Consider the following 12407-nt stretch of genomic DNA (forward strand, 5'->3'; position numbering starts at 1 on the left):
TGATTTTTTTTACTGCTTACTTCGTTGCAGGGGCGGCTGGCTTTGCCGCTTCCTTGACTTCTTTGTGTTCTGCTTTGTGTTCTGCTTTGTGTTCTGCTTTGTGTTCTGCTTTGACTGCGGCTTTGGTTTCCACTTTCACTTCGGTCTTGGCTACCGGCGCCGCTGGAGCGGCGGGCGCCGTTGCTGGTGCGGAGGCCTGTGCAAACGCAGCGCTAGCGAACAGTCCGGCGATCAGGGTAGCGAATACTTTTTTCATTTTTCAGTCCTCTATCTAGTTTGTGGTTTCGTGCACATTTGCCGTGTCACTGAGGAGAAAACGCGGCGCGGATTCACGCAGTTGACGGGCTTTACACGCGCTTACAACTTGCGGTAATTGCTTACAGTTAGCCCAAAAAAAATCCCCGCCGAAGCGGGGATCCATTTGCGGCAAGCAGGCCGTGTCAGGCGAAGGGCGTGTAGGAGATCCCGTTCTGAATGGCGCCAATTACCTGCAGCTGGTTCTCGGCGCTTTCGCTGAAGCTCACCAGCATGTCGGCATAGGCCAAACCACTCTTGACGGAGTTGCTCCAGTATTCGAGGCCGCCCTGGTCCGGCGCGCGGTGCAGCACATTGGCGTACAGCTTGGAGATAAACGCGTCGGCCGACAGATTGCCGCCATACATGCCCTGGAATTCGGCGCTGCCGATAAAGCTGCCGGCAACGTCCCGCATGCTGCTGCCTGCATCCAGCACCGCCATCCAGTAGCCCAGGCCACCGCTGTCCGGCGTGCGGTTAAGCGCCGCCTGATACACGCGGTAGGCCATGCCTGCGTTGCCGGCGATATCAAAGGCAAGCGCCCCGTCGGCAAATTTCACGCGTTCGATATTGCCGGTCATGTCCACGCTCTGGCTGCCGTTCAGTGACGAAACGTTGAAGCCGGCGGCAGTCTTCGCGATCGCATAGGCGGACTTGGCGCCGCTGTACTTCAGCACGTCGACGCCGCTGCCGCCGTCAATGCGGTGGGAGCCCGACAGCACCGAGATCACATCGTTGCCCGCGCCCGCATCCACATGCAGCTGCCCTCCACCGCCGCCGACGGCGACGGTGTCACTTCCCGCACCAGACATAATCCACGCATCGCCGTATATCCGCGCCGGCAGGCTGATGCTGATGGTGTCATCCCCTGGAAAAAGTGCGCTGTTAGCCAGCATGCTGGCATCGATTACCTGGCTCGCGCTCAGCGTCGTCGACAGTCCCGTCAGGCGCTCATAACTTCCGTCGCGGTATTCGGTGACATACGAGGACATGACGCCGCTTACCGACGAATGGCTCAGCCCCTGTGCAATGGTCAGCGAATTGCCGCTGACCTGGAAATCGCCTGCAATGGTGCTGGAGGCGATTACTTTGTCGGCCGTCAGCACAAGCTTGGACAACGTGCCGCCGACATTGCCGTTCAGGGTTGAATTCAGCAGCCCGTTGAACTGGATGCCGACGTTGCCGAACTGCTGATCGTAGCCGGGCGAATACTGGGGCAATATCGTCGTGATCTTGGCGGCCGTGGTGCTGCTGGCCGTACTCACGACAGACAACTGGTTGCCGGCGTTGATATCGTACTTGAAGCTGTACTGGCCCGCCTCCGCTATCGTTACAGCGCCGGCCACGCGCACCTCAATGCCGGTCGCGGTCGCCGTGCCGCTCAGCGCATTGGGATCGGACAGCGCAACGCCTGTGAAAACTTCCGACGAGCCGTCAGCAAAATTGAGGCGCAGCGTCGTTCCGAGAAAACTCCACGAAGAATAGTAGTTCAGCGCTTCGCCCGCTGCATGGCTGACTAACGCCACCGCATCCAGCACCGAGCCCAATGTGCCATTGCTGCCCTGGTCAGTGAAATTTCCGCCTGCATCCAGCGCACTTTGGGAGAGCTTGATATCGATGAGTGCCATGGTTCCGCCTTTATCAAATATAAAATATGTACAATATTTTAACATTGCGGCTATTCACGCGATTTCGCAAGGCAAAAAAAAATCCCCGCCGAAGCGGGGATCTACATCAGGGCCGAAAGTATTACTTGGCTGGCGCGGCAGGGGCGGCGGCGGTTTCAGCTGCCTTCACTTCCTTGGCGGCCTTGGCGTGTGCTTTGGCTTTCGATTTTGCGGACTTCTCATGCGCCTTGGCTTTTTCCACTTTGGCGTCGGCCTTGGCGCTGGCGACATCGGCGTTGGCGCTGGCCACGGTTTTGGCTTCCTTGGCTTCGGCTTTCACAACTTCCTTGGTTTCCTTGGCTTCGGCTTTCACAACCTTGGCTTCGGTTTTTGCCGCAGGTACAGGCGATGCTGCAGGAGCAGGGGTTTGTGCGAAAGCTGCGGTAGCGAACAGGCCGGCGATCAGGGTAGCGATGGTCTTGGTCATGATGTAATCCTCTTTAAATTAATATAAACGGTTTAGGTTGTTTCCACTAACTTACCACTCATTTACTTCAGTTCCAGGGCAGCTGGTTTTGCCGCGTCTCTGAGCAGAAAACGCGGGCCGGGAGGCGGCAGTTGACCAGCCTTACACGTGCTTACAACTTGCTGTATTTGCTTACAGGTGGACTTCTTTGGCGCGCGCCAGCACTTCAAAGCGGTTGTCGAGGTAAGCGCGGCGGCCGCGCAGCATCTGCCACAGGCTTTCCAGCGGATAGGCGGCGAGGAAAACCGGCCCCCACTGTTCATATTGGCGCACATGCTCATGCTCGTGCAGGCGCAGGCGCTCCAGGTCCGCGCGCGTGGCGCCGATGACCGCGTGGCCGAAAGTAATGGCGACGAAAGGCAGCTTGCGCAGCCAGCCGGCGTCCCGGCGCACCGACAGCGCGATCTCGGCCACGCCGTCCACGGACCGCATCCTGGCGCCAAACAGGAACGCGGGCGCAGCCAGGCAGATGCCAAGGGCAGTGCATGGCGCCGCCCAGCCATAGCGCAGGCAGCGCAGCGCCCACCGCGCTGCGGCGGAGCGGTTTTCCGGAGGTCTGAACGGCGTTGCGCCCACGGTGGCGGCCTTTCATTATCAATATGGCACATATTATGGCGAAATATTGTGCACTGCGGCGCTGGCGGCATGCGCTGGCGGCATTGCCCCTTTATAATGGTCGTTTTCGCCTACAACACAGCCCAACATCATGGAATTAGCCAAGTCTTTCGAGCCCGCCGACATTGAACAGTTCTGGCGCAGCGAGTGGGAGAAGCGCGGTTACTACGCCGCTTCGCTCGACCTGTCCAAGCCTTCCTTCAGCATCCAGCTGCCGCCGCCGAACGTGACCGGCACGCTGCACATGGGCCACGCGTTCAACCAGACCATTATGGACGGCCTGACCCGCTACCATCGCATGCTGGGCCATAACACCGCCTGGATCCCGGGCACCGACCACGCAGGCATCGCCACGCAGATCGTGGTGGAGCGCCAGCTGGACGCGCAGAAGATTTCGCGCCATGACCTGGGCCGTGAGAAGTTCATCGAAAAAGTCTGGGAGTGGAAAGAGAAATCCGGCTCCACCATCACCGGCCAGATGCGCCGCATGGGCACCTCGCCTGACTGGGCACGCGAATACTTCACCATGGACGAGCCGCGCTCGAAAGTGGTGTCCGAAGTGTTCGTGCGCCTGTTCGAACAAGGCCTGATCTACCGCGGCAAGCGCCTGGTCAACTGGGACCCGGTGCTGGGCACCGCAGTGTCCGACCTGGAAGTGGCGTCGGAAGAAGAAGACGGCTCCATGTGGTACATCAAGTACCCGCTGGCCGACGGCAGCGGCTTCCTGACCGTGGCCACCACCCGTCCTGAAACCATGCTGGGCGACGTAGCCGTGGCCGTGGACCCGACCGACGAGCGCTACCAGGCGCTGGTGGGCAAGATGCTCAAGCTGCCGCTGTGCGACCGCGAAATCCCCGTCATCGCCGACTCCTACGTGGATAAGGCCTTCGGCACCGGCTGCGTGAAGATCACCCCCGCGCACGACTTCAACGACTACGCGGTGGGCCAGCGCCACAAGCTGGAAATGATCACCATCCTGACGCTGGACGCGAAGATCGCCGACAACGCGCCGGCCGCCTATGTGGGCCTGGACCGCTTCGCCGCCCGCAAGCAGATCGTGGCCGACCTGGACGCGCAAGGCCTGCTGGAGCAGGTCAAGCCGCACAAGCTGATGGTGCCGCGCGGCGACCGCACCGGCGTCGTCATCGAACCGATGCTGACCGACCAGTGGTTCGTCGCCATGAGCAAGCCGGCCCCTGAAGGCACTTTCAACCCGGGCAAGTCGATCACCGACGTGGCGCTGGAAAAAGTGGCCAGCGGCGAGATCAAGTTCGTGCCGGAAAACTGGAACACCACCTACAACCAGTGGCTCAACAACATCCAGGACTGGTGCATCTCGCGCCAGCTGTGGTGGGGCCACCAGATCCCGGCCTGGTACGACGAGCAGGGCAACATCTTCGTGGCGCGCACCGAAGCCGAAGCGGTGGCCAAGCAGCAGGCCGCCGGCAGCACCGGCGCCCTGCGCCGCGACAACGATGTGCTCGACACCTGGTTCTCGTCCGCGCTGGTGCCCTTCTCCACCCTGGGCTGGCCGGAAGAAACGCCTGACCTGAAGGCCTTCCTGCCGTCGTCCGTGCTGGTGACCGGCTTCGACATCATCTTCTTCTGGGTCGCGCGCATGGTCATGATGACCGCGCACTTCACCGGCAAGGTGCCGTTCAACACCGTGTACGTGCACGGCCTGGTGCGCGACTCGCAGGGCCAGAAGATGTCCAAGTCCAAGGGCAACACGCTGGACCCGATCGACCTGATCGACGGCATCGGCATCGAAGCCCTGGTGGAAAAACGCACCACCGGCCTGATGAACCCGAAAGCGGCCGAGAAGATCGCCAAGGCCACGCGCAAGGAATTCCCGGAAGGGATCGCCGCCTACGGCACCGACGCGGTGCGCTTCACGATGGCGTCCTACGCCTCGCTGGGCCGCAACATCAACTTCGACCTGGGCCGCTGCGAAGGCTACCGCAACTTCAGCAACAAGCTGTGGAACGCCACCCGCTTCGTGATGATGAACACCGAAGGCAAGGACTGCAGCGCGAGCGAAGCGGACCTGTCGCAGGCCGACAAGTGGATCATCTCGCTGCTGCAGAAGGCCGAGGCGGACGTGGTGAAGGGCTTCGAAGACTACCGCTTCGACAACATCGCCAGCACCATCTACAAGTTCGTGTGGGACGAGTACTGCGACTGGTACCTGGAACTGGCCAAGGTGCAGGTACAGAACGGCACCGAAGGCCAGCAGCGCGCCACCCGCCACACGCTGCTGCGCGTGCTGGAAGTGGTGCTGCGTATGGCACACCCCATCATTCCGTTCGTCACCGAGGAACTGTGGCAGGCCGTGGCCCCGCTGGCAGGCAAGGACAGCGCCGACAAGTCCATCATGACCCAGCAATACCCGCTGCCTAACCTGGCGAATATCGACGAAGCGGCCGAAGCCTGGATGGGCGAGCTGAAAACGCTGACCGACGCCACGCGCAACCTGCGCGGCGAAATGAAGCTGGCGCCGTCGCTGCGCGTGCCGCTGGTGGTGGAAGCGTCGTCGCCGGACGACAAGGCACGCCTGGCCGTGTTCGCCCCCTACATCCAGGCCCTGGGCAAGCTGGCCGACGTCACCATCGTCGACACGCTGCCGGAGACCACGGCGGCCGTATCCATCGTCGGCACCACCAAGCTGATGCTGAAAGTGGAGATCGACGTTGCGGCCGAGCGCGAGCGCCTGTCGAAAGAGATCGCCCGCATCGACGGCGAAATCACCAAGGCCAGCACCAAGCTGTCCAGCGAAAGCTTCGTTGCCCGCGCCCCGGCGGCCGTCGTGGCCCAGGAAAAAGAACGCCTGGCCAACTTCACCGCCACCATCGAAAAGATGCGCGAACAACTGGCCAAGCTGCCGGCATAAACTAGCTCCATAGCAAAAAGGGGTCAGGGTCGATATTCCCAAGCGGGAATATCAACCCTGACCCCTTTTTTTTGCTTTGCAAGGGTACGGCACGAAATAGTACGACTATTCTATTAATTGGCGCTACACTCGCCGGACAAACATAACTTTTGGAGACAACCTTATGCGTAACTGGATCAAAGCCGGCGCCCTGGCCGCCGCCGTCGTCATGGCGCCTGCCTTTGCCGATGATGCCAGCCCTGTTGGCCTGTGGAAAAATATCGATGACGTGAGCGGCAAGCCGAAGGCGCTGATACGCATCAGCGAGAGCAACGGCGTGTTGCAGGGCAAGATCGAGAAGCTGTTCCGCCCCGCCGACCAGGAGCAGAATCCCAAGTGCGACAAGTGCACCGACGCGCGCAAGGACCAGCCCATCCTGGGCATGGTGTTTATGTCCGGCCTGAAAAAAGACGGCGACGAGTACACCGGCGGCGAGATCCTCGATCCGGATAACGGCAAGGTCTACAAGAGCAAGATGGAACTGGCCGACGGCGGCAAGAAGCTGAAAGTGCGCGGCTACATCGGCGTACCGATGCTGGGCCGCTCGCAGACCTGGCTGCGCCAGGAGTAAGCGGGAAAATCAGCCGCGGCTGGCCGCCTTGACCTTGGCCAGGTGGCGGTCCAGCGCGTTGGCGAAACTCTGGCGGTCCGACTGGCTGAACGGCGCGGGGCCGCCGGTGTCGACGCCGCCGCTGCGCAGCTCTTCCATGAAGGCGCGCATGGTCAGCATCTGCGCGATGTTGTCCACGGTGTAGAACTCGCCGCGCGGGTTGAGCGCCAGCCCGCCTTTCTTCAGCACGTCCGACGCCAGCGGGATGTCGGCAGTAATGACCAGGTCTCCCGGCGCCAGCAGGCGCACGATTTCCTGGTCCGCCACGTCCGCCCCGGACGGCACTTGCACCGAGCGCACAAAGCGCGACGGCGGCACCCGCATCAGCTGGTTAGCCACCAGCGTCACCTGCATCTGTGTGCGCTCGGCCACCCGGTACAGGATGTCCTTGATCACGGCCGGACAAGCGTCCGCGTCCACCCAAATTTGCATTGTGTCTCCTGTCTACGATGGGCGACAGTATAGCCGCCCTGGCGCGCAGCAAGCGTCCAGGCGGATGCGGTTTGACGCAGGACATGGCAACTGCCATGATGCGAAGTCTGCCGGACCTAGGCCCGGCCCCTTCGAAGGTTCCCCCATGCGCGCCCCAAACAATCTCAATGCCTTGCGCGCCTTTGAAGCGACCGCACGCCATTCAAGCTATGTAACGGCGGCCGAGGAACTGAACGTCACCCCTGCGGCGGTAGGCCAACTTGTGCGCGGACTGGAGGAATATCTGGGCGTGGCGCTGTTCCATCGCGCGCTGAGCGGCCCCGCCCGCCTGACCCTGACCGAGGCGGCGCGCGCGGTCCTGCCGGAGCTGCAAAGCGGATTCGATCAGCTGTCGCTGGCAGTCAGCCGCTTGAAGGCGAGCGTGGAGCGGCAGTCAATCACCGTGACCGTGCCGCCTGCGTTCGCCGACAAGTGGCTGCTGAGCCGGGTAGAACGCTTCCAGGCGCTGCATCCCCAATTCGATTTGATACTCGACACCAATGGCCGCATCGTCGATTTCAACACCGACCGCGTCGATGTCGGCATACGCTACGGCGCCGGCCGCTGGTCCGGCCTCAAGGCCACGCGGCTGTTCTGCGACACCTTCTTCCCCGTGTGCAGCCCTGCCCTGCTCGCCGGCGAACACCCCCTGCGCAGCGCCGCGGACTTGCCGCATCACGCCCTGATACATGATGCGTCCATGCGCTTTGAAGCGAGCTTCCCCACCTGGCGCGGATGGCTGGCCAAGGCCGGCATCAAAGGCATCCACGCGGAGAAAGGCCTGCAGATCAACGACTCCGCAGCGGTGGTGCAAGCAGCCATCGCGGGCCGCGGCGTGGCGCTCGGCCGCAGCTCCCTGGTGCAGGACGATCTCGCGGCCGGCCGCCTGATGCGTCCCTTTGGCGACAGCCAGCCCTTCGAATTCGCCTACTTCGTGGTCTGCAAGGACGATATCGCCCCGTCGCCGGCGGTGGCCGCGTTCCGCGACTGGATGGTGGCCGAAGCCCAGCTCCAGCGCGGGCACTGAACCGGGCCTGCACAGGGCTGGCGCACGCCGGCCCGCGATAGAAATTCTATCTCGCGGCGACAGATCTTCTGATTTGTCGCGCCGCGCTCAAACACCGATAGTGGAACCACGGCAAACACAACACGGTTTGTTCAAGCCACCTCAACTCATCGGAGAACCATCATGAAACTGAACGGAAAAACTGCACTGATCACCGGCGGCACCACTGGCATCGGCCTGGAAACCGCGCGGCTGCTGCAGAGCGAAGGCGCGCGTGTCATCGTCACTGGCGTGAATGCCGAGCGCATGGCGGAGGCGCGCGAAGTGCTGGGCAAAGAAGTGCTGGTGCTGGCGGCGGATCTACGCAAGGCCGGCGATCTGGACACGGTTTTCGAGACCGTCAAGCAGCGCTTCGGCAAGCTCGATATCCTGTTTGCCAATGCCGGCGTCGGCACCGTGGCCACGCTCGACGCCGTCACCGAAGAACAGATCGATACGCAGTTCTCGATCAACTTCAAGGGCGCTTTCTTCACCGTGCAGAAAGCCACTCCGCTCATGGGCCAGGGCGGCAGCATCGTGCTCACCACCTCCTTCCTGAACGAAATCGGCGCGCCGGGCTTCTCCATCCTGTCCGCGTCCAAAGCCGCCGTGCGCTCGCTGGCCCGCAGCCTGGGCGCCGAACTGGCGCCGCGCGGCATCCGCGTCAACGCGGTCAGCCCCGGCCCGATCGCCACCAACTTCCACAGCAAGCTCGGCCTCACCGACGCGCAACTGGGGGAAGCCGCCGCGTCGATTCAGGCCTCGATTCCGCTGGGCCGCTTCGGCGACGCCGGTGAAATCGCCAAAGCCGTGCTGTTCCTGGCCAGTGACGATGCATCTTTCATGACCGGCGCCGAGCTGGTTGCCGACGGCGGCCTGTCCCAGTTCTAACACCCGCCGGATGGCAAGCCGCTTCCAGCGGCGCGCCATGCCAGGCCGAGTCCTTCCTACGAAAGAAAAATATGAACACCTTCTTTAAATTGATTTCTGCCCTGGGCGTCGCTTCCGTGGCCGCCGCAGGCCCGGCTTCGGCTGCCGCCACCGCATCGTCCGCCGTCAGCTACAACAGCATCGAAGTCGACGGCCACATGGTCTACTACCGCGAGGCGGGGCCGGCCAACGCACCGGTTCTGCTGCTACTGCACGGCTATCCAAGCTCGTCGCATATGTTCCGCAATCTGATGCCCAAACTGGCAGCCAAGTACCGCGTCATCGCACCCGACCTGCCAGGCTTCGGAATGACGCAAGTGGCCACCGACAAACCCTTCGCGTACACCTTTGACAATCTGGCCCAGGTCATCGACGGCTTCACCGCCGCCAAGAAACTGGACCGCTACGCCATCTACGTATTCGACTATGGCGCGCCGGTCGGCTGGCGCCTGGCGCTCGCGCATCCGGAAAAGATCACCGCCATCATTTCGCAAAACGGCAACGCCTATGAGGCCGGCCTGAGCACGGCGTGGGCGCCCATCCAGGCATATTGGAAGGAGAACACGCCCGCCAGGCGCGAAGCGATTGCCGGCATGCTGAAACCGGAAACAACCAAATGGCAATACGCCGAGGGTGTGAAGGATGCCGCCGCGCTGTCGCCCGACGGCTACAACCTGGACCAGTATTTCCTGGACCGTCCCGGCCAGAAAGATATCCAGCTGGACCTGTTCTACGACTACCGCAACAACGTCGCGATGTATCCCAAGCTGCACGAGTACTTCCGCCAGCACCAGCCTGCGCTGCTGGCAGTCTGGGGCAAGAACGATCCCTTTTTCCTGCCGCCGGGCGCGGAAGCGTTCAAGCGGGACTTGCCGAACGCGGAGCTGTCCTTGCTGGACACCGGCCACTTTGCGCTGGAAACGCATAACGACGAAATCGCCGCTGAGATCCTAGGCTTCCTCGGCCGCAATCTGAAGTAGCGGCGCAAGGCTTAGTAGGGAATGTAAGCGATGCCGTGCTCGATCACGCCGATGACTTGCGCCATGTTTTCAGCGCTTTCGCTGAAGTCGACCAGCAACTGCGTCCGCATGGCGCCATTGTCCAGCGCGCGCACCCAGAAGTCCAGCCCGGCCTGCTCCGGGTCGCGGTGCAGCACGTTGTGGTACAGCTCGGTCACGAATTGCTGGTTCGGCTGGGCGGCGCCGTACAGGCGGGTGAATTCCTGGCTGCCCAGGAAGGACGCGGCCACGTCGCGCAGGGCCAGCCCGTCATCGAGATGCGAGATCCAGTAGCCCAGGCCCGGCAAGTCGGGCTGGCGGTCGAACGCGGCCTGGTAGAGCCGGTAGGCCTGGCCTGCGTTGCCGTCCACGTCGAACGCTATGGTCTGGTCGGAAAACGCCACGCGCTCCACGCTGAGCAGCGTGCTGCTGACGCCCTGGCCGTCCGTGACGAGAAAGCCGCCGCCGGCTTTGCGCAGCGTGAAGCCGGTGCTGGCCTTGGCAAACGCCACTTCATCAAGCCCGGCGCCGCCCTGGATGATGGCGGGACTGGGTTCCGGGCCGCTCTGCGGCGCTTCAGGCGGCGCTTCGGCGGGCACCCCGTCGCGCACTTCGAAATGGGTATTGACGCCCATGGCCGCAAGCTGGGCTGCGGTGTATTCCGTCGCGTTGCCGCTTTGGTCGGTGACCACCGCGCCCAGCAGGTTGTAGACCCCGAGGGCGGTTTCCGCCGACAGCGTGCCGGTGTAGGCTGCGGTGTTCAGCGTGCCGTCGTAAAAGGTGTCGCTGCCGCCCACGAAGCCGCCGATCGATACCGCCGGACCGGTGAAGGTGTCCAGATAAAAATCGCGGTCGAAGAACAGGTCCACGCCGGCCACGCCACTGCCGGCGCCGTCCTGCGCATGGGCGGTAAAGCTGAGCTGCTGGGCGCCGCCGCTGATGTCCACCACGCCCGGCAGCACCAGCCCGGTCAGCACCGGCGCCGTGGTGTCCGCCACGCCGCCGGTAATGGTGACCGAGGTGTTGAAGCCCATGGCGGCCAAGTCCGTGTCGAAATAGTGTTTCACATTGCCGGCCATATCGTAGACCGCGACTTCGTACACGCTGTACACGCCGGGCGGCGTGGCCGTGCCGACCGGGAACACGCGGCTGGCGGAGCCGTCGCTCAACGGGTCCGCGCTGCCGGGCGCGCCTATCATGATGGCCTGGCTGGGGCCTAGCGGGGAGATGACGGACTGCTGCATCCAGACTTGCGCCCAGCCGGGGTCGGAGCCGCCGGTTTCGTCGCGCGCGTCCACCCGCAGCGACAGGTTGCGCGCGCCGAGGCTGAGGTCCAGCGTGGCGGGCATGGAAAAGCTGACGAGGCGGGGCGGGGTAATGTCCATGGGATGATCCGTTCGAACTGAAGCTGTGGCGGCCGCTGCCGGCCAGAATAATGCCGTGAGGCAATATCCAGCAGGCTAACCGGCTGCGCAGCAACATTCAATGGCGGACGGGCATTACCGATAGTCACTGTAGCCAGCCGTCCACACCGCGCGGCGCGCAGAGTTGGCGAGCTGCTATCGCCTATTGCAACTTGATTATTTACGTTTCAGTTCAATTTCGAACAGCTTGGGCCATAGCTTTCCGGTTACAAACAGGCGGCGCTTGACGCTGTCGTAGGCGATGCCGTTGAGGACGTTGTCGCTGCCGGATTCGATGCCGGCCTTGGCGGCCAGGCCGCTCAGGTCTATCCAGCCCAGCACGCGGCCGCTGAAAGGATCGATGCGGGCGATCTTGTCGGTCTGCCAGATGTTGGCGTAGATCTGCCCTTCCACCCATTCCAGCTCGTTGATCTGCGTCACCGGCTCGCCGTCGGCGGTAACGCGGATGCGGCGGGTCTGCTGCATGGTTTTCGGGTCCAGCACGCGGATGTAGGCGGTGCCGTCGCTCATGTAGAGGCGCTCGCCGTCCGTGGCCAGCGCCCAGCCTTCGCCGGGGTAGCTGAAGGTCTGCTTGAGCTGCAGGGTTTCGCTGTCGAAGATAAAGCCGGTCTGGCTGGTCCAGGTCAGGCCGATGATGACGTTGCCCACGGCGGTAATGCCTTCGCCGAAGAATTGCGAGGGGATGTCGGTCTTCTGCAGCACCTTGCCGGTTTCCAGCGCCACCTTGCGCACCGAGGAGCGGCCGTTCAGGCCCGTGCTTTCGTACAGGATGCCGTTCTGGAACAGCAGCCCCTGCGTGAAGGCCTGCGGGTCGTGCGGGTAGCTGTGCTTGATTTCGTAGCCGTACACCGGCACGGCGGCCTGGACCGCCGTCACCGAAACGCACAGCGCCAGGCCGGCTGCGGCCAGGCGCGCTACTGCATGAATGCTGCTCCAACTTTGCATGGTTATTCCGTAG

At 62.8% G+C, this 12407-nt stretch carries 12 protein-coding genes; 5 read left to right on the forward strand and 7 right to left on the reverse strand.

Going from position 1 to position 12407, the window contains the following annotated elements; translation table 11 throughout:
* Positions 1-16: 16 nt before the first annotated feature.
* The 4 genes from AC07S4_RS09250 to AC07S4_RS09265 form a co-directional block, all read right to left on the reverse strand.
* Positions 17-256 (reverse strand): hypothetical protein, encoded by a 240-nt coding sequence (locus tag AC07S4_RS09250; RefSeq protein WP_494986356.1) that lies wholly within the window; start codon positions 254-256, stop codon positions 17-19.
* A gap of 184 nt (positions 257-440) precedes the next feature.
* Complete coding sequence (locus AC07S4_RS09255; protein ID WP_494986357.1) at positions 441-1922, reverse strand: DUF4214 domain-containing protein; 1482 nt, start codon at positions 1920-1922, stop codon at positions 441-443.
* A gap of 121 nt (positions 1923-2043) precedes the next feature.
* Positions 2044-2388 (reverse strand): hypothetical protein, encoded by a 345-nt coding sequence (locus tag AC07S4_RS09260; RefSeq protein WP_494986358.1) that lies wholly within the window; start codon positions 2386-2388, stop codon positions 2044-2046.
* 171 nt (positions 2389-2559) lie between these two features.
* Entirely contained in the window at positions 2560-2859 is a 300-nt protein-coding gene (locus tag AC07S4_RS09265) for a hypothetical protein (protein WP_494986359.1), read from the reverse strand.
* Positions 2860-3133: 274 nt separating this feature from the next.
* On the opposite strand from AC07S4_RS09265, the gene AC07S4_RS09270 reads away from it, so the two are divergent.
* Entirely contained in the window at positions 3134-5932 is a 2799-nt protein-coding gene (locus AC07S4_RS09270; protein ID WP_494986360.1) for a valine--tRNA ligase, read from the forward strand.
* A 163-nt stretch (positions 5933-6095) separates the two neighbouring features.
* Positions 6096-6542 carry a DUF2147 domain-containing protein gene (locus AC07S4_RS09275; RefSeq protein ID WP_161071674.1) on the forward strand — a complete coding sequence of 149 codons (447 nt, stop codon included), beginning with the start codon at positions 6096-6098 and terminating at the stop codon, positions 6540-6542.
* Between the two features lie 9 nt (positions 6543-6551).
* On the opposite strand, the gene AC07S4_RS09280 is transcribed toward AC07S4_RS09275, so the two are convergent.
* A complete protein-coding gene (locus AC07S4_RS09280; protein WP_494986361.1) occupies positions 6552-7013 on the reverse strand; it encodes a YaiI/YqxD family protein in 462 nt (153 codons plus the stop codon).
* A 145-nt stretch (positions 7014-7158) separates the two neighbouring features.
* On the opposite strand from AC07S4_RS09280, the gene gcvA reads away from it, so the two are divergent.
* The 3 genes from gcvA (at position 7159) to AC07S4_RS09295 (ending at position 10007) form a co-directional block, all read left to right on the forward strand.
* Positions 7159-8079 carry a transcriptional regulator GcvA gene (gene gcvA / locus AC07S4_RS09285; RefSeq protein ID WP_494986362.1) on the forward strand — a complete coding sequence of 307 codons (921 nt, stop codon included), beginning with the start codon at positions 7159-7161 and terminating at the stop codon, positions 8077-8079.
* 162 nt (positions 8080-8241) lie between these two features.
* On the forward strand, positions 8242-8988 hold the full coding sequence (locus AC07S4_RS09290; protein WP_494986363.1) for an SDR family oxidoreductase: 747 nt from the start codon (positions 8242-8244) through the stop codon (positions 8986-8988).
* 197 nt (positions 8989-9185) lie between these two features.
* A complete protein-coding gene (locus tag AC07S4_RS09295) occupies positions 9186-10007 on the forward strand; it encodes an alpha/beta fold hydrolase (protein WP_494986456.1) in 822 nt (273 codons plus the stop codon).
* Between the two features lie 11 nt (positions 10008-10018).
* Here the strand turns inward: AC07S4_RS09295 and AC07S4_RS09300 are convergent, their stop codons facing one another.
* Positions 10019-11410, reverse strand: coding sequence for a DUF4214 domain-containing protein (locus AC07S4_RS09300; protein ID WP_494986364.1), 1392 nt, complete (start codon positions 11408-11410; stop codon positions 10019-10021).
* A gap of 195 nt (positions 11411-11605) precedes the next feature.
* Positions 11606-12394: a glutaminyl-peptide cyclotransferase gene (locus AC07S4_RS09305; RefSeq protein WP_494986365.1), complete on the reverse strand. Its 789-nt coding sequence runs from the start codon at positions 12392-12394 to the stop codon at positions 11606-11608.
* Positions 12395-12407 lie beyond the last annotated feature (13 nt).

This window comes from Pseudoduganella sp. GW821-FHT05F09, from assembly GCF_059419605.1.